Origin of the sequence: Streptomyces sp. NBC_00005 (assembly GCF_045160215.1) — a bacterium.
Classification (GTDB): domain Bacteria; phylum Actinomycetota; class Actinomycetes; order Streptomycetales; family Streptomycetaceae; genus Streptomyces.
The window spans coordinates 9,344,168-9,362,991 of the sequence record NZ_CP108316.1 but is presented as its reverse complement, the minus strand read 5'-3'; the positions used below and the strand labels follow the sequence as shown (position 1 = coordinate 9,362,991).

Genomic DNA, 18,824 nt, shown 5'->3' with positions numbered 1-18,824 from the left:
ACCCGCGATGTGAGGAGCACGCCCGATGGACAGCCGCCGCCCCCCGCTCGCGCCCGCGCACCGGACTCTGCCCGAGTACGTGCGCCACTGGGCCGAAACCACCCCCGACCGCCGGGCGTTCACCTTTGTCGACCACCCCGCCCCGCACTCGCGCGGGGTGCACCGCACCCTGACCTGGCAGCGCCTGGACCTGCGGGTACGGGCGCTGGCCGCCCGGCTCACGGAGCAGGCCGAACCCGGGGCGCGGGTCGCGCTGTTGTGCCCACAAGGGACGGACTACGTCACCGGTTTCCTGGCGGCGCTGGCCGCCGGGATGGTCGCCGTACCCCTGTATCCGCCCGGTCTGCCCGGGCACGGCGACCGGCTCGTCGGGGTCATGGCCGACGCCCGCCCGGCGATCGTGGTGACCACGAGCGGCGCCCTGGAGGAGGTGGCGGACTTCTGCGAGCGGGCGCGTGTGCCGGTCGTGGCGGCGGACCGGGTCCCGGACGCCGCCGCCCGCGACTGGCAGGCGCCCGTGCCGGACCCCGCCGCGACCGCCTATCTGCAGTACACCTCCGGATCCACCCGCGCTCCGGCGGGCGTGGAGATCACCCACGCCAACGTCGTCGCCAACGCCCGCCAGGCGCTGACCGCCTACGGTGCCGACGCACACCCGGTGACCTGCGTGGGCTGGCTGCCGCTCTACCACGACATGGGGCTCGTGCTCAGCGTCGCGGCCCCGGTCGTACGGGGTGTGCCCTCGGTCCTCATGGACCCGGCCGCGTTCCTGCGCGAGCCGGCGCGCTGGCTGCGGCTGCTCGCGGCGCATCCGCGGGCGTTGAGCGCCGCGCCCAACTTCGCCTACGACTACTGCTCCTCCGCGGTGACCGAGGCGCAGAAGGCGGAGCTGCGGCTGGACGGCGTCGCCGTGTTGATCAACGGCAGTGAGCCGGTGCGGCCGGGCACGGCCGACCGTTTCCACGCCGCGTTCGCCGCCCAGGGGCTGGCCGCGGAGGTGCACTGTCCGTCGTACGGGCTCGCCGAGGCCACCGTCTTCGTCTGCGCCGCCCGGCCCGGCGAGCCGCTCGCCCGGTTCGCCCTCGACCGTGACGCGCTCGCCACCGGAAAGGCGCTGCCCGCGCGGCCCGACGATCCCCGAGCCGTGCTGCTGGCCGGCTGCGGCACCCCGGCGGGCCAGCGGGTCCGTATCGTCGATCCGGTCTCCGGCGCCGTCCTGTCCGAGGGCGAGGTCGGCGAGATCCGGGTGCAGGGCCCCAACGTGGGACGCGGCTACTGGAACAACGAACCGCAGACCCGGCGCGTCTTCGGCTCCACCCTCGCCGAAGACGCGCCGGGCGACTGCCGAGGTGACTCGCCGGGCACCTGGCTGCGCACCGGCGACCTGGGGACCGTGCTGGACGGGCAGTTGATCGTCACCGGCCGGCTGAAGGACCTCATCGTCGTCGACGGCCGCAACCACTATCCGCAGGACGTGGAGGCCACCGCCCAGGACGCGCATGCGGCCGTGCGCCGCGACCGGCTCGCCGCCTTCGGTGTGCCGGGCGGCGCGGGTGAGCGGGTGGTGGTCGTGGCCGAGCACGCGCGGACCACGCGGCTCGCCGACATCGACGTACCGGCCCTGACGCGGGCGGTGCGCGCGGCCGTCTCCGCCCGGCACGGGCTACGGCTCGCCGACGTCGTCCTCGTCGCTCCGGGTGCGGTGCCCCGGACGTCCAGCGGCAAGGTGTCGCGGGCCCTGACCCGGGCCCGGTACCTGGAGGGCGCCTACGCGGCGGGGACCGCGGGATGACGGGCGTCGACGAGAGGGCGGTGCGCCGCCTGATCGCGGAACGCGTGGCCGCGTGGCACGGCACCCCCGGCGCCGACGTCCCGATGGACCGGCCGCTGGCCGACCTCGGCATATCCTCGCGGGACGCGGTCGTGCTGGCCGGGGAGCTGTCCGTGCTGACGGGCCGCGAGCTGCCGGCGACCCTGCTGTGGGAGGCGCCCACCGGGGACGCGCTGGTGGCGCATCTGTGCGCCGCGGCAGCGGAACACCCGCCCGCACCGGTCAGGACGCCTCCCCCGGCGGTGCTCGGCGAGCCGGTCGCGGTCGTCGGGGTCGGTTGCCGGCTGCCCGGCGGAGTGCACGGCCCGGCCGACTACTGGCGGCTGCTGGACGACGGGGTCGACGCGATCAGACGCGTCCCGGAGGACAGATGGGGCGACTTCACCGCCTTCCCGCCCTGCGACGCGCCCGCGTACGGCGGCTATTTGGACGACATCGCCGGGTTCGATGCCGACTTCTTCCGCATCACCCCGCGCGAGGCCGCGGTGATGGACCCCCAGCAGCGGATCCTCCTGGAGGTCGTCCGCGAGACGCTGGACCATGCCGCCGTCCCGGCCTCCGCCCTCGCCGGTACGGCTACCGGTGTCTTCGTCGGTGTCTCGGCCCCGGAGTACGGACAGCTCACCGGCGCGGACGCAGCCGCCGTCGATCCCTGGGCGCCGGCGGGTGCGGCGCTCGGTGTGACGGCGGGTCGGCTGGCGTACGTCCTGGACACCCGCGGGCCGAGCATGGCCGTCGACACCGCCTGTTCCTCCTCGCTGGTCGCCGTGCATCACGCCTGTGTCAGCCTGCGCACCGGCGAGAGCGACACGGCGATCGCCGCCGGCGTCAACCTGCTGCTGTCGCCGGTCGTCGGCGTCGCGTTCGGGCGGGCGGGCGCGCTCGCACCGGACGCGCGCTGCAAGCCGTTCTCGGCGGCGGCCGACGGCATCGGGCGCGGCGAGGGCTGCGCGGCGGTCCTGCTGAAACGGCTGTCCGACGCCGAGCGGGACGGCGACCGCGTCCTGGCGGTCATCCGGGCCACCGCCGTCAACTCCGACGGCCGCTCCAACGGCCTCATGGCGCCCAACCCTGCTGCCCAGCAGGCCCTGTTGGCCACGTCCTACGCGCGGGCCGGACTGGCTCCGGCCCGGATCGACTACGTCGAGGCGCACGGCACCGGCACCCCGCTCGGCGACCCGATCGAGGCGGGCGCGCTCGGAGCCGTGCTGGGCCCGGACCGTGACCCCGAACAGCCGCTGCTGCTCGGCTCCGTGAAGAGCAACCTCGGCCATCTGGAGTCCGCCGCCGGCATCGCCGGCCTGGTGAAGACGGTGCTCGCGCTCCACCACGACCGCATCCCGCCGTCGCTGCACTGCGCCCACGGCAGCGCCCTGAACGACGCACGGCTGCGCGTGGTGACCGAGCCCGAGCCGTGGCCCCGCTACGGCGGCACGGCCACCGCCGGGGTCTCGGGCTTCGGGTTCGGCGGCACCAACGCCCATACCGTACTGGAGGAATGGCGACCCACCGTCCTCCCACCGCCCCCGGCCGAGGCGCCGCCCGCTCGCCTCCATCTCCTGTCCGACGTCGACACCGAGCGGGTCCGGGACACCGCCGCCCGACTCGCCACATGGCTGCGTACGCCGGAAGGAAGCGCCGCACGTCCCGCCGACGTGGCGCGCACGCTCGCGGGACGGGCGGGGCGCGGACCCGTGCGCGCGGCTGTCGTCGCCCACGACGAGGGTGAACTGTCCGAAGCGCTGGGCGCGTTGGCGCGGGGCGAACCGGATGCCCGGGTGGTGACCGGCGACCGTGATCTCGTCGGGCGGGGTCCGGTGTGGGTGTTCTCCGGGTACGGCAGCCAGTGGTCCGGCATGGGGCGCCGGCTGCTGGCCGAGGAACCGGCCTTCGCCGCCGCCGTGGAGAAGCTGGACGCGCAACTCGCCGACGAGTTCGGCTTCTCTCTCCACGAGCACCTCGCCTCCGGGGGTGATCTTGATCGCCTCGAGGTCGCTCAACCCGCTTTGTTCGGGCTTCAGTTGGCGCTCGCCGAGCTGTGGCGCTCGCACGGTGTCGAACCGGTCGCCGTCATCGGTCACTCCATGGGCGAGGTGGCCGCCGCCGTCTGCGCGGGCGCCCTGGACGTGCCGGACGCGGCGCGGGTCGTCGCCGTACGGGCCCGGCTGCTGGGCGGACTGTCCGGCGGCGCGATGGCCGTCGTGGACCTGGCCGACAGTGAACTGCCCATCCTGGCAAGGGACTTCCCAGGAGTGCAGGTCGCCGTCCACTCCTCGCCCCGGGCGAAGGTCGTCACCGGTGACGAGGCCGCGGTCACCCGGCTCGTGCACGCGCTGGAGGCACGGGGGCAGGCCGCCCGGGCCATGCGGGTCGTCGGCGCCGGACACTCCCCCCAGGTGGACCCGCTGCTGCCGGAGCTGACCGAGGCCCTGTCGGACATACGAGGCCGGCGCCCGCGCATCCCTGTCTACTCCACGGTCCTCGACGACCCGCGCGGCGACTGCGTGTTCGACGCCGCGCACTGGGCCGCCAACCTGCGCCGGCCCGTGCGCCTGGACCAGGCGCTCGCAGCGGCCGCGGCCGACGGCCACACCGCCTTCGTCGAGATCTCGCCGCATCCGGTCCTGGCCCGGTCCGTCGCCGACACCGTGCCCGGCACCCTGGCCGTGGGCACGCTACGTCGCGACGCGGACGGATCTGCCGCGTTCCTGGCGGAGTTGGGCGCCCTGTACGCGGCGGGCCTGTCCCTGCCGATCCCGCCCGGCCGGGTCATCGACCTGCCCACGCCTCGCTGGCGGCACACCCGGCACTGGTGGACCGACGGCCGAACCCCCGCCGCAGCGGCGGCAGCGGACCGTTGGGACGAGCCCTCCACAGCCGCGGGGGCGGCCGCCACTTCGGTCGCGGCTCGTCTGAGTCACCACATCGCCGCCGTCACCGGTCATCCGGCGGCGCGCGTCACGCCCGCGACGGCACTGGCCGACCTCGGCCTGGACTCCCTGATGGCGGTCCGTATCCGCACCGCCCTGGAACGGGAGTTCCGGATCGAGCTTCCGCTGCGCGACCTGTTCGGCGCCGCGACGGTCGACGAGGTGGCCGACCGTGTCCAACAGGCCCTCTCCGCAACGGCATTGGACGAGGCCTCCCCACTACGGGCCTTGCGCACCACCGGCACGCGGCCTCCGCTCTTCCTGTTCCACGCGGCCGGCGGCCCCACCGACGTCTATCGCGCGCTCGCCGAACGGCTGGGCGACGACCGGCCGGTGTACGGGCTGGAACGGGTCGAGGACTCCCGCAGCGTGCCGGACAAGGCGCGCCGCTACGCCGAGGCGATCGCCGCCGTTCACCCCAACGGCCCCTGTGCACTGGGTGGTTGGTCCTTCGGCGGCTTCCTCGCGCAGGAGACGGCACGACAACTCACTGCCGCAGGACGGGACGTGGAGCTGGTCGTGCTCATCGACTCCGTACGGCCCCTCCCCCAGCCGGGCCGTACGCCGGCCGACCGCATCCGCGCGCACCTCACGGGGTTCGCCCGGCACGTCGCCGACACGTACGGCGTCGAACTGCGGCTGCCGTACGACGATCTCGTGGCGACGGACGACGACCACGAGCGCATCGACCTCGTGCTGCGCTCGCTGCGCGGGGCCGCCGAGGTGCCGCCCGCCGCGCTGGAGCACCAGCGCGCCTCGTACGTGGACCTGCGCATCGGCGAGGCCCACCGGCCGGGCCGCCACGACGGTCCGGTGGTCCTGTACCGGGCCACTCAACCGGCTCCGCACACGGTGCGCGACCCGGCGTACGAACGCGACGACGACGCCCTCGGCTGGGACGAGGTGTGCCCGCGACTGGAGGTCGTTCCGGTCGCGGGGCACCACCTGTCGCTGCTCGACCCGCCGCACGTCGACGAGATCGCCGCCCATCTGCGGCGGGCGCTCGGCTCGCCGGGCCCACCCGCTCAACAGGACTGAGGAGCCGCCATGCCGCACCACCCCGCCGGAATGTCCCGACGCGCCGTCACCAGGACCGCGGCGGCTACGGGCCTGGCCGCCCTGTTCGGCGCCACGGCCGCAGGACGCGCCCGGGCCGCGACCCGGGTCGCGGCGCGCACGTTCGACGTGTCCGTGACCTCCTCCGCACTCGGCCGCAGTGCGCCGGTACGGCTGATCCTTCCGTCGGGCTTCGACGCGCAGACCGGGCGGACCTACCCCGTGCTGTATCTGCTGCACGGTGCCCACGACGACTACACGTCCTGGACCCGGGAGACGGACATCGAGGCCTTCACCGAGGGCCGCGACCTGATCGTCGCGATGCCGGACGCGGGCCCCACGGGGATCCCCAGCGTCTGGCGCAGCGGCCCCGACTACGAGACCTTCCAGGTCCAGGAGGTCCCGGCGATGCTCGCCCGCGACTACCGGGCGTCCGGTGTGCGGGCCGTCGCGGGTGTCTCCACCGGAGGCTACGGCGCGATGGCGCACGCGGCCCGCCATCCGGGCGCGTTCACCGCCGCGGCCTCCTACAGCGGCATCCTCGACACCACGGCCCTCGGCGTGCCCACCCTGGTGGACGCGATCGTGGCGCGCGAGAACCTGACGCCCGCCTCGCTGTGGGGCAACCCGATCTTCGACGCCTTCGTCTGGCGCAACTTCAACCCGCGCGCCCGCGCCACCGGGCTGCGGGGCACACCGCTCTACGTCTCCAACGGCAGCGGTGTGGCCGGTGGCATCGGCGACTGGCTGCCCGAGGCGCTGGAGAGCCTGCTGTGGCCCTCCGCGCACCTCTTCACCGACACGCTCGCCCTCCTCGGCATCCCGGTCACGACCCACTACTACTCGGGGGGAGGACACAGCTGGGCCTACTGGAAAGGGGAGTTCGCCGCCTCGTGGCCGATGCTCGCCGGTGCGCTGGGAGTGCCGGAGTGATGTCGGTGCAGCCTGGGCACGGAACGGAGCGCAGGGGACGTCCGTCCAATGCTGGACGTCCCCCTCGTCCCGTGGGCACCAGCCCGTGGGCGAGCCGCCTCCGGGTGAAAGGAGTGTCCGTCGTGGCTGTCCCCACCCCACGCGGCGTATCCATGGGTCCCGGAGGCGCTCCGGTCCCGCCCGAGCTGGCCGGACTGCTGCGCGCCCAGCTCGAGGAGGTCGCCGACGAGGTGGAGGCGGAGGTCCGCAGACAGGTTCCCGAGTACGCGCGGCCGGCCGACGGCACCTACCGCGAGCACCTCAGAGCGGGGGTGGTTCAGGCGCTCACGCTGTTCGTCGACCACATCGCCGATCCGCGCGGCCAGGGCGCCGCGATAGCCGCGACGTACTACGAACTCGGGCGTGGCGAGGCCCAGGAGGGCCGCAGCCTGGACGCGCTGCAGTCCGCGTTACGGGTGGGCGGGCTGCACGCCTGGCGGCTGATGGGCCGTACGGCGGAGCAACTCGGGCTGGACTCGGCGGTGGTGTCCGCCTTGGGGGAACTGGCGTTCCGGACCGTGCACGAGGTCGCGGAGGCGGCGGCCGCCGGTTACGCGGAGGCACAGTTGCGCAGCACGGACGAGCTGGAACGGCGGCGCAGACGGCTGCTCGATCTGCTGCTGGGTGACGGGCCGGTGTCCCTGGAGGCGGTGCAGGACCTGGCGCACGGCGCGCGGTGGCGGGTGCCCTCGCAGGTGGCCGTCGTCGCGCTGGCGGCCCCCGCGGACCTGCGCTCGCAGGAGCAACTGCCCGCGATGCCCGGGGCGTTGGTGGACATCGACTCACGGCCGCCGCGGGTACTGGTGCCGGACCCGGAGGGCTCCGGCCGGTTCGGCGAGCGGTCGTTCGCGCTCGGCCTGGGCGGTCGCCCGGCGGCGATCGGCCCGACCGTCCCGCTCACCGATGCCGCGCAGTCGCTGCACTGGGCGACGCGGGCGCTGGGGTTGATGGGCCGCGGGATCCTCCCCCGGCAGGGCGCGGTGCGGTGCGCCGACCATCTGTCGACCCTGTTGCTGCACAGCGACGAGCCGCTGCTCGCCCGGCTGGAGGCGCGGGTCCTCGCCCCCTTGGACGCCGCCTCGGACGGGCAGCGTCCGCGACTGGCGGAGACACTGCTGGCCTGGTTGCTCAGCGGCAGCAACGTGCCCGACGTCGCCGCCCGGCTCCACGTCCACCCGCAGACGGTCCGCTACCGCCTGCGCCAGCTGGAGAAGCTCTTCGGCGACGCCCTGCACGACTCCGACGCCCGCCTGGAACTGATCCTGGCCCTGCGCTCGGCGTCGTCGCGGGATCAGGACGCGTCGGGGTCGACGTCCGTGCCGGCCCCGTGAGAGTCGATCACACGTCGCCGAGGAACCCCGGATCGGCCGCGCCCGCCTGCCGGGCGAAGTCCGCGGCCACGCCCAGAACTTCGCGCATCGGTACGGCACTTCGGGTCGTGGCCGCGAGATCCTCGTGGGCCTCCTCGGACCACAGGAAGGGATACACCGCGATGCCCTGCGAGAAGCCGAGCGCCGTGGCTTCCGCACGCCGGCCGGGCCATCGCAGTCCGTCGTAGAAGGTGCCGAGCCGGCCCGACAGCAGCCGGACCGCGGGCGCTGTTGCCGTCCACCGCGAGGGTCTCGGCCCCGCCCGGGTCACAGCCCAGCAGGTCGGCAAGCCCGCCGGGGCAGGCGGCGTTCAGCACCCGGCGGATGGTCGCCGCACCCGGTGCGATCCGCACATCGAAGACCGTCGCGGCGCAAGTGCCGAGCCGGGCGAGCGCGTCCTGCGGGGCACTTCGTGCCCACAGGCCGATCGCGGCGATGGAGCGTGCCCCGGTCAGCACCGCCGAGCAGGCGATCAGCAGCACACTCACGAAGGAGTGACGCTTCCCGCGCCGATGCCGCGGGTCGGCCAGGGTCTGCAGCCACAGGGCCGGCGGCCCGATCAACCGGTGCTGACGGTGGGCGACTTGATCAGACAGATGCTGGCAGACTGACGGCACATCGAAGCTCCGGGCGGTGCAGGCGACTTGATCGGTCACCGGCATCAGCCGGAGCTCTCGTCGCGTACGGACCGGCCCGACCACGCATCGTCATACCGTCGCGACCTGCAGACTCACGTGATCACCGGACTTTGAACCGCCCTGCCCTCATGGCCTTCAAAAACTCCTTCAAAAACCAGGGCAGTTCACCGCGACGACCGTGTCATCGTCGAACCGCTCTCCCACACCGCATGGTCCCCGGCGCACCCGGACTGATCTTGGGCTGCGTGTCCCTGCCTGCCGTCCGGCCGGCAGGGACACGCAGCCGAGCTCGTCGCTCGTCGACTCGGCTGAGCAGTGGCCCGCGCTCCACGGACACGCCGCCCCGGCTCTCCGGGCTCAGCCGGCACTGGCTCCCTTGGGGGCCGACACACCCGCACCGGCCGGGGTAGCCGCGGGCGCCGGCGGTGGCGTTGCCCGACGGCTCGGTGCGAGGAGCCCGGCGGCGGCCCCGAGGATCGCCAGGACGGCAGCCGCGACCATCGCGGCGGAGAACCCGTCGGCGAAGTCCTGCGGCGACCGGTCGGTGCCGTGCGCCGCGAAGACGGCGGCGAGGATCGCGATGCCGAACGCGCCGCCGAGCTGCCGGACGGCGCTGAAGGTGCCAGCGGCCTTGCCCATCGACGCCGGCGGCACCGAGGTCATCACCGAGCTCTGCTGGGCGGGCATGGCCATCGTCGTACCGACTCCTGCGATGACGAGGGCGGCGATCGAGGAGGCGTAGCCGTCGTGCTGGTGGGCGTCGACCGCGAGCCACAGCAACCCGGCAGCCTGCAGGGTCAGACCCGTGGAGATGAGCCAGCGCGGCCCGACCCGGTCCTGCAGCCGGCCGGCGATCGGCGCGACGAAGAACAGCGGCAAGGTGAAGGGCAGGAAGCGGACGCCTGTCCCGAGCGGCGAGTAGCCCTGGGCCACCTGCAGATACTGCGCCAGGAAGAACACCGTGCTCATCAGCGACGCGGTCAGCATCAGCGCGGAGGCGTTACCGGCCGCGAACTCGCGCACCGTGAAGAGTCGCATCGGCAGCATCGGGTACGCCGTCCGCAGCTCCCACGCGACGAAACCGACCAGCAGGACGATGCCGCCGATCAGGGTGCCGAGCACCTCGCCGCTGCCCCACCCGGCCGACCCGGAGCGCACGAGCGCCCACACGATCCCGAAGGTCGAGGTCGCCACGAGCAGAAGCCCCAGCACGTCGGGGCGCACCGGGCTGCCCTTCATCTCGGTGAGCCTGGTCGCGGCCAGTGGCAGCACCAGGGCGATCACCGGGACGTTGATCCAGAAGATCCACTGCCAGGCGAGACCTTCGGTGACAGCGCCGCCCACCAGCGGTCCGCCGGCCACGGCGAGGCCCATGAAGGCGGCGTACACGCCCATCACCGCGCCGCGCTTGTGTGGCGGGGCGGCGGCGGTGAGTAGGGCGAGCGCCGCAGGCATGATCATTGCCCCGCCGGCGCCCTGGACGACCCGGGCGCCGATGAGCAGGCCAATGTTCGGGGCGAGGGCGCACGCGGCCGAGGCGAGCGCGAAGACGACCAGGCCGAGCAGGTAGGTCCGTCTGCGACCGAGCCGGTCGCCCAGCTCGGCGGCCGGGACCATCAGCGCCGCGAGGCTGAGGCTGAAGGCGCTGACGGTCCACTCAAGGCTGGACATCGACGCGTCGAGATCGCGTTGCAGGGTCGGCAGGGCGGTGGCCACCACAAGCTGGTCGAGCGCCACCACCAGCGCGCCGACCACGGTGAGCGCGAGCACCAGGCCCAGGGATGCGGGTCGGCGGGCAGCGGTGGTCGCGGGCATGGCCGTCACCGGGCACCGGCCAGCGTGTCGGCGGTCAGTGCGGCGTACTGGCCCTCCAGCGTCTTGCCTGCGCCGCTGCGCCAGCTGTCGGCCATCGGCCGGGACATGGCGTCGGGGAAGATGTCGTCCTCGCCCCTCTCGACGCCGTCGAGGATGGCCGCCGCTACGGCGGCAGCGGTGTCCTTGGGGATCTCGACGCCCCGGGACATGTCCGTGTCGACGATGCCCGTGAGGACGGCATGGACGCTCACCCCCTGCCCAGACAGGAGCGTGCGCAGGGACTGGGTTGCGGAGAACGCCGCCGCCTTCGAGACGGAGTAGGACGCGATCAGCGGCAGTGGCGCGAACGCGTTGACGGAAAGGTTGTTGACGATGGCTCCGCCGCTACGGGCCAGCAGCGGGGTGAACGCCCGCGTGACGGCGAGGGTGCCGTAGAGGTTCACCGCCAGGTGCTGGGCGATGACGGCGGGGTCGCTGAGATCGTCGTACCCGGCGATGCCCGCGTTGTTGATCAGGAGGTCGAGGGACCCGATCCCGTCGACCGCTGCCTTGATCTGCTCGCTGCTGGTGACGTCGAGCGTGACCGGCCGGACACGGGGGTCGGGGTGATCGAGCGGCGTACGCGTCCCGGCGTAGACCGTGGCTGCGCCCCGCGCCAGCGCCTCGTCGACGAGCGCCTGTCCGATGCCTCGGTTCGCGCCGGTGATCAATACTGTCGTGCTTTCGATGCGCGTCACGATGACGGCGTCCTCTCGTAGTGGTGTGCGACCCGGGCGGGCAGCGTCCGGTCCTCTGTATGACGTGCCCGGGCTTCCGCACTCATCGGATGTCCGCGCTTCGAGGACGGGTTCCGCGCGCGTCGTACGACGCCGGCCGACCGGTACGCCGACGGCGGCGATCGCCGTACAGGCCCACAGCGCCCACTGGAAACCGCCGGTCAGCGCCGCTGCCGCCGTGGTTGGTCGCCACGGCTCGATGTCACCGCGACGCCGATCGCGCCGCCGATCTGCTGGGACATGTTGAGCAGGCCCGAGGCGAAGCCGGCGTCGCGCTCGCCCACGCCGGTCAGGCCGGCGACCGAGGTGGAGATGAAGGCGAAGGCGCTGCCCGCGCCAGCCACGATGAGCCCGCCGGCCAGGTCGGCCCAGAAGGTGCCACGGACCGGGACCTGCGTCGCCCAGAGGGTCCCGCCCGCGATCATCGCCATGCCCGCAGCCATCACCGGCCCGGCGCCGATCCGGTGACGAGGACCTGGGAGACTCGGCGAGCGCGACGGAGCTGAGCGAGGTCGCAGGGTCACCGGGTCAGCGCGCTCAGGACCAGCGGGGTCGCGCCGGGGTTGAGGAGGCGCCGCGGCTGCACGGCCGCGAAGGTGAGGACGGCGCCGGATCCGAACCGCGCGCGGGCACCGCTGCTGCACTCGACTTCGAGGAGTCCCTCCTCGACCACCACGAGGGCGTCGGTCCACTCCCCGGGCACGTAGTCGAGGACGTCCCCGGGCGGTATGACGACGGTCCGAACCCGGCGGCCTGGTGGGGTCCCGCGGCCGACGAACGAGACCGGTTCGCCGTCGTACGTCACAGCGTCACCGGGAGGGCGAAACGGTCGAAGAGCGGGGTGTCGACGAAGATCGCCAGCTCGGTGATCGCCGCGTCACCGACGGTGAGCACGCCGATCGCGAACCGCCGGAGCTCGGTGTCGTCCGGCGCACGCCAGTAGAGCGCGAACGCGGGCTGCCGGTTGGCCGAGGTCGGCACGAGCCGCCAGTCTCCGCGGAGTCCCCCGAAGACGTGCATGCGGAGGAAGGTCTCGATGGCGTCGCGGCCGTCGTACCAGGTGGGGCGCGGCGGCATGACCAGCCGCGCGTCGTCGCGCAGCAGCGTGACCAGCGCGGCCGTGTCGGCCCGCTCCCATGCCTCCATGAGCTGCTGGAGCAGGGCCTTCTCGTCCGCGGCGGCGGTCGCGCGGTCGCGGGTCGGCCACTCCTCGCGATCCGGCGGCACATGGGCGGCGAGCCCGGCGTGAGCACGTTGGAGGGCGCTGTTGACCGCGGCCGTGGATGTCTCCAGCGTCTGTGCGGTGTCCTTCGCGGACCAGTCGAGCACGTCGCGCAGGATGAGCACGGCCCGCTGGCGCGCCGGGAGCCGCTGGATGGCTGCCAGGAACGCCAGCTCGATCGTCTCCTTGGCGGCTACCGCGACCTCCGGCTCGCCGTCCGAGGGCGCCGGGACGGCCAGCAGGCTGTCGGGGTAGGGCTGCAGCCACGGGATGTCGACCCGCGGCGACGGCTCGCTCCCCGGCTCGGCGGGTCCCACGACGTCAGTGGGCCAGGCCCGGGCCTTGCGGCGGCGGAGCATGTCCAGGCACGCGTTCGTCGCTATGCCGTACAGCCAAGCCCGGAACGGTGCCCGGCCGGCGAAGCTGTCCAGCCGTGCCCAGGCCCGCAGGTACGTCTCCTGCACCGCGTCTTCGGCGTCCTCGATCGAGCCGAGCATCCGGTAGCAGTGCACGTTGAGCTCGCGACGATGGGGTTCGGTCAGTCGTTCGAAGGCCGCCTGGCCTTCCGCGCGTGACTTCTTCAGCAGGGATTCATCCACGTCGGTATGACGCATCCCGGCCTCCTGACTCATCGGTGCTCATGTCCCGGGCAGCTCGACCGTGGCGCTCCGCCGGTCGGGGAGAGGCGCCGATTCGCCATCCCCGGCGCTGCGCGGGCGAAGTCCCGACCATGTGGCCACCACGCCGGCGAGAGTCACGATGACCTCCGCAGTCACGGCCAGATGGATGCCGGAGAGCTCCGGTGCCCGGTGGCGGCGATCGCGCTCAGGATCGGGATGCCGATCGTGAGGGCGACGTTCTGGGCCATCGTGGTCAGACCGGTGGCCAGGTCCTGCTCCTCGTTCGGAAGGTTCGAGGTGCCTGTGCTGGTGTAGGCCACGATCGAGGTCACGTGCCCGAAGCTGCTGAGCAGCATCGCCGGGACCAGCACCGACAGGCCCAGCGGTCGTTGCTCGGGAAGTTGAGCGGGATCGCCGCGAGGCTCTGGAGCGACACCCCGGCCGCGAGCACGGTGCGGTATCCGGAGCGGCTTATGAGGCGACCGGCGATCGGGCCCGCGAACACGGCCACCGGACCGGGGATGCCGAAGATCAGGCTGGTAACGAACGGGCTGAGCCCGAGGACGTTTTGGAGGTGCAGCGTCATCATGAAGCTCGTCGCGGTCTCCACGGAGAACACGACCAGACCGGCGAAGTTGCCCCACATGACGGTGGGACGCTTGAGAATGCCGACCGGTGGGGCGAGCGGCGCGGCCGCGCGACTCGATCCGCCCGTGATGGCGACGGCGCCGACCGCATCGAGCTTGGTCCGGTCCGGGATCCTGGTCTCGGGGATCAGGAACGGCGTGAGCGCGAGGAAGAGCACGGCCACGGGCACGTTGATGAACAGAGCGGCCCGCCGGCTCAGCAGGCTGACCAGGGTGCCGCCGAGCAGGGTCGGCCACCCGTGGCACGCACCCGCACATCACCCGAGCAGCCCGCCCCTCCCAGCAGCGCGAGGAAACCGTGCACCCCGGCGTACTCGAGAAGAGGACACAGCGATGCAGGACCCGTGAGGGTGGCGTGATCGCCTTCCGGTTCGTGCCAAGCGGATTCGACATGAAAGTTGTCGAGCTCATGCCCGGGAAGCGCGTGCTCTGGGAGGTCGTCGACGGTCCTGCCGAGTGGATCGGCGCCCACGTGAGCTTCGACCTGCGCCAGGAGGGCGACTTCACCATCGTGCTCTTCGCGCACCGCGGATGGGCCGAGCCGGTCGAGTTCATGTCCCACTGCAGCACCAAGTGGGCCGTGTACCTGCTCAGCCTCAAGCAGCTGCTGGAGACGGGCCAGGGCACCCCCGACCCCGCCGACCTGCAGATCGGCGACTGGCACTGAGCGAGTCCGAGCGCCGACACCTGCCGGCCTCGCGAGCTCGTCGCGCGGCCTGCACCGATGAGTCCGAGCTGCCCCTCACGTCTCACGGACAGAGGAATGCTGGCAGGTGCACAGGCACCACGGAGTCTGGAGTACGTCATGGACGCTGAAGCACACGGGAACAAGGAGAAGGCCGAGGCGCTCAGAGCGCTGCACGTGCCCGGGCGACCCCTGGTGGCCCCCAACGGCTGGGACGCTGCGTCGGCCAAGATCATCGAGCGGGTCGGCTTCCCGGCCGTGGCGACGAGCAGTGCCGCCGTATCGGCCTGCCTCGGCCGGGAGGACGGCGAGGCCGCCCCCGTCCAGGCGATGTTGGCGGCGGCGAGCGGAATGGCCCAAGCAGTGAGCGTGCCCGTGACCGTCGACTTCGAACGTGGCTACCGCCTTCCGCCGGAGGAACTGGTCGAGCGATTCGCGGCCACTGGGGCGGTCGGTCTCAACATCGAGGACTCGGACCCGGCCACTGGCGCCATCGTCGAGATCTCGGAGCAGGTCGAGTTCCTCCGCGGCATCCGGGGGGCCGCCGTCGCCGCCGGGCTGGACTTGGTGATCAATGCCCGGACCGACGCCTTCCTGCGTCGCGTCGGAACTCCGGAGGAACAGCTCGCCGCCTCCGTCGAGCGCGGGAACCGTTACCTGGATGCCGGCGCCGACTGCGTCTACCCGCTGGGGACGGGTGAGCCGACGACCATCGAGAAGCTCGTGCAGACGATCGACGGACCGGTCAACGTCGCGCGCGGCGTACGGTCGCCGATGACGGTTGCGGAACTAGCCGGCCTAGGCGTGGCGCGGGTGACCTTCGGGCCGAGCCTGCAGCGGCACGTCTATTTGTGGTTCGAGACCGAGACTCTGCCGAGCCTGCTCGCGTGATCGGAGAGACCGGTACCCGATCCTGGCAGCCGACGCGGGCCGGGTGTTCTCAGCGGGAATCGCGGCAGCGGTCGAGAAGATCGCCGAGACTGGTGCGCTCGGCGGTGCTGAACTCGCTGCCGAACTGACGCGCGAGCTCGCTGGCCTCGGCAGGGGCCCCGCGGCAACGACTCCCCCTCTGCCGTCGGCGTCACGATCTGGACCTTCGCGAGCACGGGCGACGTCTCGCGCCGGATGGGCTGCCCCGAGGTCGTGCCGATCTCAGGACGCCGAGCGCATCGCGGAGACCGTCCGCCCGCAGTGGATCACCGAGAACCGTCTCCACTTCGTCCGCGAAACCACCTTCGCCCAGGACGCCTCCAAGGTCCGCACCGGACACGGCCCGGACAACATGGCCACCCGCCGCAGCCTCGCCATCAACACGCTGCGAGCCGTCGGCCACACAAAACATCGCGGCCCGGACTCCGCGAAATGTCCAACGACAGCTTCCGCCGACCGCTGGACCCCCGGTACCTCTCCTGACCAGCACTCACACAAGATCAAGGGACTTTGCAACCGCCCTGTCGAACTCCCGCATCCGAGAATGCTCACACATGCCCCGGCGTCGAGGAGACCGGGGCCGTGGCTCACTACTCGACAAAAACAGGTGGAGTCTCTGAATTCCCGTCCATAACACCCCGCCGGGAAACGCGAATACCTTCGGGACCGTCCTTTCCACAGGCGCGTCGAGCGCCCCACCCTCAAAGGATTCCCATGCGTATTCGCTTGTGCCTCGCCGCACTCTCACTGGCCGGCGGGGCCGGACTGGCCACCCTCTCCGCACCCACGGCATCGGCCGCCACCTGCTCGGACATCGACGTCGTGGCGGCACGCGGCACCTTCGAACCGGGCACGCTCGGCGTGATCGTCGGCGACCCGGTGTACTCCGCGCTGCAGAAGAAACTGACGGGCAAGAATCTGTCCAGCTATGCCGTCGACTATCCCGCGGACCTTTCCCTGACTTCGGCCGCACAGGGAAACGCGGACCTGGTGAACCATGTCAACGCGCAGGCAGCCGCCTGCCCGAACCAGCGTTTTATTCTCGTCGGCTATTCACAGGGCGCGAACGTCGTCGACAACTCCATAGGAATCAGCAGCGACGGCGCCGTGGTCGGCAGCCCCATCGTGGCGACGATCCCCGCCGCGCTCGAGCCGCGAGTCGCCGCCGTGCTCCTGTTCGGCAACCCGATCCGGGCCCTGGGCAAGAGCGTCACCGGCACCTACCAGAGCCGCACCATCGACTACTGCGCCAAGGGTGACCCCGTGTGCGAGAACGGCGGGGACGACGTGCTGGCGCACCTCGGCTACACCGCCGACGCCGACGCGGCGGCTGCGTTCGCCGCGGGCAAGGTCTGAGTCGCGGCGGCGACACCACGCACGAAGGGGCCCGGGAGGAGATCCTCCCGGGCCCCTTTCGTGCGTGCGGGGAACGGCCGTTGCGGAACGGCTATTGGGGTGTCCGCGCGAACGCCGCGAGGTTGCTGGACACGATCTCGGGCCGGCCGTCGTTCTGCACGGGTGCCGCGGTCAGTACGTCCAGGTGCTGGTAGCCGGGCGCGATCACGGGGTGCAGGTCCCAGGGGGCGCGGCCCGCCAGCAGTCCGTCGCCCGCGAGGACGGTGAGCGTCGGGTTGGCCGTCAACCCCTCGGGGTGCACGACGAGTTGCTTCACCTGGGGCGAGGTCGCGAACTCGATGTCGGTGACCAGCTTGGTCGGGAAGTACTGCTCGGTGAAGTCCAGCGGCTGCTCCCCCATGCTGCGGGCCAGTTCGTGGATGTCGGTGACCTCCTTGCTCGCGTTGGTGAACGGGGTGCCGTCGGCCGACCGGTACCCGGGGTCGTCGGCGTCGCCGACACGGTCGTAATTGCGCCAGGTGTAGAGCGGTCCGTGGGGCTGTGCGGGGATGGCCTTGTACTCGACGCCGAAGAGCTGGGGTTGGGTCGAACTACCATTGGCGGCAGGGAAGTTCTTGTCGGTGACCGGCCCGCCGTCGAAGAGGCCCACGCTGCTCTGCAGGAAGGCCAGGGGTACGGAGTTGTCGTCCATCAGCGCCCCGAGGACCGCGGCGTTGGTGAGCCGGAAGTCCTTCACCGCGGGTGAGCCGGTGAGGAACGTGGCGGTGTCCTTGGAGAACAGGAAGCGGTTGGTGGTCTCGATGTTGGCGTTGGAGGGCAGATAGGAGGGCAGGTCCGCCTCGGCGTCCGGGGCGCGCACGGCCCCCAGGCCGGCGATGGCGAGCAGGGTCATGGTCTCGGGGTTGAGCAGCACGGGCGCGGACAGCGAGCGGGACAGCACGCCGCTGTCGAGCCCTGCCTGCACCGCCGTATAGCCGAGTCCGATGTCGGGCAGGTTGGTGTCGTCCGGCATGCTGCCGCTCAGGTCGGCCAGTGAGGTGGAGATGGTCGTGTCGAGGGCGAAGTACCCGGCGCACTGGTTCTGCCCGGCGTCCGCCGTGGTGGCGGGGTCGCCGTCGAAGTCGGCCGCCGCGAAGTACCCGGTGATCACGCCGCCGAGGGAGTGCCCACCGCACAGCACCTTGCTCCTGCGCACCGCCTGGTCGGGCAACTCGGCGGTGAGCAGGTCGTATTCGTCCCGCACGGTCTGCTCGATGCCGAGCTTCGCCATCCAGCCGAGCTGCTCGTTGCCGACGAACCCGGCGAAGGTCCGGCCACCGACCTGCTTGCCCCGGTAGTAGTAGTCGACGGCCGTGTGCTGGTCGCCCGAGGCGATGCCGGTCGGGTCCTCCAGGCAGTTGGAGCGCCGGTCCAGGGCCCAGAACTCGATGTGCCGCCCGTGTTCGGCTGCCTGCGCGACGGTGTTGCGGGCCACGCTGTCGAAGGCTCCGGCGCCTTCCAGGATCCCCGGTTGGGCGACGAGGATCCGGTCGGCATCGGCGGAGGCGCTCGGCCCGTCGGCGGCGCGGTAGCGCAGATACGACAGCCAGTCGCAGGCCCCCGGACGAGCCCCGAACGACTGCGGCAACGGCACTTTCACCCGCACCACCGACTCGGACACACCGTCGGCCGGATGCGTCGACGCCACGGGCGTCTCGGTGCGCGCGCCGTCTCCCTGCGCCTGGGGAGCGGCCGCGGTGAGCGCTCCCGCGGTCAGCAGCACCGCCAGCGCGGCGCCGCGCCACGTCCCTACTCTGCTGCGACTCGTGTTCATAGCCGGACCGTAGGGCCACGGGGAGCCCCCGATCAGGAGGTGCTCACAAGAACGCAGCACCCGCCGCCGGCCTTGTCACCAGCCCGCAGAGAACGAGCGCCGCAGCGGTCGGTCACGGCATCGACTCACCTTGCGGATCCGGCGGTTCGGCGGCTCCGTCACC

16 protein-coding genes and 1 pseudogene are annotated in these 18,824 nt (G+C 72.3%); 7 read left to right on the top strand and 10 right to left on the bottom strand.

Annotated elements, in window-relative coordinates; genetic code table 11:
• The first annotated feature begins 25 nt into the window (after window positions 1–25).
• From OG303_RS42740 to OG303_RS42725, 4 genes are all read left to right on the top strand, one after another.
• Entirely contained in the window at window positions 26–1,792 is a 1,767-nt protein-coding gene (locus OG303_RS42740) for a fatty acyl-AMP ligase (RefSeq protein WP_405875291.1), read from the top strand.
• Window positions 1,789–5,799 (top strand): acyltransferase domain-containing protein, encoded by a 4,011-nt coding sequence (locus OG303_RS42735; protein WP_405875290.1) that lies wholly within the window; start codon window positions 1,789–1,791, stop codon window positions 5,797–5,799. The genes OG303_RS42740 and OG303_RS42735 overlap by 4 nt, the downstream gene beginning before the upstream one ends.
• Before the next feature lie 9 nt (window positions 5,800–5,808).
• On the top strand, window positions 5,809–6,750 hold the full coding sequence (locus OG303_RS42730; RefSeq protein ID WP_405875289.1) for an alpha/beta hydrolase: 942 nt from the start codon (window positions 5,809–5,811) through the stop codon (window positions 6,748–6,750).
• A gap of 122 nt (window positions 6,751–6,872) precedes the next feature.
• On the top strand, window positions 6,873–8,120 hold the full coding sequence (locus OG303_RS42725) for a PucR family transcriptional regulator (protein WP_405875288.1): 1,248 nt from the start codon (window positions 6,873–6,875) through the stop codon (window positions 8,118–8,120).
• Between the two features lie 7 nt (window positions 8,121–8,127).
• Here OG303_RS42725 and OG303_RS42720 read toward each other — a convergent pair whose 3' ends face one another.
• The 9 genes and pseudogenes from OG303_RS42720 to OG303_RS42680 all read right to left on the bottom strand — a co-directional run bounded on the left by OG303_RS42720 (window position 8,128) and on the right by OG303_RS42680 (window position 14,047).
• On the bottom strand, window positions 8,128–8,430 hold the full coding sequence (locus OG303_RS42720) for a DUF2625 family protein (RefSeq protein ID WP_405875287.1): 303 nt from the start codon (window positions 8,428–8,430) through the stop codon (window positions 8,128–8,130).
• 25 nt (window positions 8,431–8,455) lie between these two features.
• Window positions 8,456–8,821: pseudogene (locus OG303_RS42715) on the bottom strand (transposase family protein); the annotation flags it as partial.
• Between the two features lie 333 nt (window positions 8,822–9,154).
• Window positions 9,155–10,612: an MFS transporter gene (locus OG303_RS42710; RefSeq protein WP_405875286.1), complete on the bottom strand. Its 1,458-nt coding sequence runs from the start codon at window positions 10,610–10,612 to the stop codon at window positions 9,155–9,157.
• Between the two features lie 5 nt (window positions 10,613–10,617).
• Window positions 10,618–11,349, bottom strand: a complete 732-nt coding sequence (locus tag OG303_RS42705) for an SDR family NAD(P)-dependent oxidoreductase (protein ID WP_405875285.1) — start codon at window positions 11,347–11,349, stop codon at window positions 10,618–10,620.
• A gap of 200 nt (window positions 11,350–11,549) precedes the next feature.
• Window positions 11,550–11,819, bottom strand: coding sequence for a hypothetical protein (locus OG303_RS42700; RefSeq protein WP_405875284.1), 270 nt, complete (start codon window positions 11,817–11,819; stop codon window positions 11,550–11,552).
• 89 nt (window positions 11,820–11,908) lie between these two features.
• Window positions 11,909–12,193, bottom strand: coding sequence for a hypothetical protein (locus tag OG303_RS42695; protein ID WP_405875283.1), 285 nt, complete (start codon window positions 12,191–12,193; stop codon window positions 11,909–11,911).
• On the bottom strand, window positions 12,190–13,224 hold the full coding sequence (locus tag OG303_RS42690) for a sigma-70 family RNA polymerase sigma factor (protein WP_405875282.1): 1,035 nt from the start codon (window positions 13,222–13,224) through the stop codon (window positions 12,190–12,192). Before OG303_RS42690 ends, OG303_RS42695 begins: the two co-directional genes overlap by 4 nt.
• A gap of 158 nt (window positions 13,225–13,382) precedes the next feature.
• Entirely contained in the window at window positions 13,383–13,562 is a 180-nt protein-coding gene (locus OG303_RS42685; protein ID WP_405875281.1) for a hypothetical protein, read from the bottom strand.
• Entirely contained in the window at window positions 13,559–14,047 is a 489-nt protein-coding gene (locus OG303_RS42680) for an MFS transporter (protein WP_405875280.1), read from the bottom strand. The genes OG303_RS42685 and OG303_RS42680 overlap by 4 nt, the downstream gene beginning before the upstream one ends.
• Before the next feature lie 221 nt (window positions 14,048–14,268).
• Here OG303_RS42680 and OG303_RS42675 point away from each other — a divergent pair, with 221 nt between their 5' ends.
• From OG303_RS42675 to OG303_RS42665, 3 genes are all read left to right on the top strand, one after another.
• Complete coding sequence (locus OG303_RS42675; RefSeq protein ID WP_405875279.1) at window positions 14,269–14,544, top strand: SRPBCC domain-containing protein; 276 nt, start codon at window positions 14,269–14,271, stop codon at window positions 14,542–14,544.
• A 138-nt stretch (window positions 14,545–14,682) separates the two neighbouring features.
• Window positions 14,683–15,453 carry an isocitrate lyase/phosphoenolpyruvate mutase family protein gene (locus tag OG303_RS42670; protein ID WP_405875278.1) on the top strand — a complete coding sequence of 257 codons (771 nt, stop codon included), beginning with the start codon at window positions 14,683–14,685 and terminating at the stop codon, window positions 15,451–15,453.
• 753 nt (window positions 15,454–16,206) lie between these two features.
• Entirely contained in the window at window positions 16,207–16,848 is a 642-nt protein-coding gene (locus OG303_RS42665; RefSeq protein ID WP_405875277.1) for a cutinase family protein, read from the top strand.
• Between the two features lie 91 nt (window positions 16,849–16,939).
• Here the strand turns inward: OG303_RS42665 and OG303_RS42660 are convergent, their stop codons facing one another.
• Window positions 16,940–18,661: a hypothetical protein gene (locus OG303_RS42660; protein WP_405875276.1), complete on the bottom strand. Its 1,722-nt coding sequence runs from the start codon at window positions 18,659–18,661 to the stop codon at window positions 16,940–16,942.
• Window positions 18,662–18,824: the final 163 nt, after the last annotated feature.

Coding starts and splice junctions, on each gene's coding strand:
- OG303_RS42675 (WP_405875279.1), top strand. CDS start 14,269: ATGAAAGTTGTCGAGCTCATGCCCGGGAAGCGCGTGCTCTGGGAGGTC.
- OG303_RS42670 (WP_405875278.1), top strand. CDS start 14,683: ATGGACGCTGAAGCACACGGGAACAAGGAGAAGGCCGAGGCGCTCAGA.
- OG303_RS42735 (WP_405875290.1), top strand. CDS start 1,789: ATGACGGGCGTCGACGAGAGGGCGGTGCGCCGCCTGATCGCGGAACGC.
- OG303_RS42730 (WP_405875289.1), top strand. CDS start 5,809: ATGCCGCACCACCCCGCCGGAATGTCCCGACGCGCCGTCACCAGGACC.
- OG303_RS42660 (WP_405875276.1), bottom strand. CDS start 18,661: ATGAACACGAGTCGCAGCAGAGTAGGGACGTGGCGCGGCGCCGCGCTG.
- OG303_RS42700 (WP_405875284.1), bottom strand. CDS start 11,819: ATGGCGATGATCGCGGGCGGGACCCTCTGGGCGACGCAGGTCCCGGTC.
- OG303_RS42740 (WP_405875291.1), top strand. CDS start 26: ATGGACAGCCGCCGCCCCCCGCTCGCGCCCGCGCACCGGACTCTGCCC.
- OG303_RS42710 (WP_405875286.1), bottom strand. CDS start 10,612: ATGCCCGCGACCACCGCTGCCCGCCGACCCGCATCCCTGGGCCTGGTG.
- OG303_RS42690 (WP_405875282.1), bottom strand. CDS start 13,224: ATGCGTCATACCGACGTGGATGAATCCCTGCTGAAGAAGTCACGCGCG.
- OG303_RS42665 (WP_405875277.1), top strand. CDS start 16,207: ATGCGTATTCGCTTGTGCCTCGCCGCACTCTCACTGGCCGGCGGGGCC.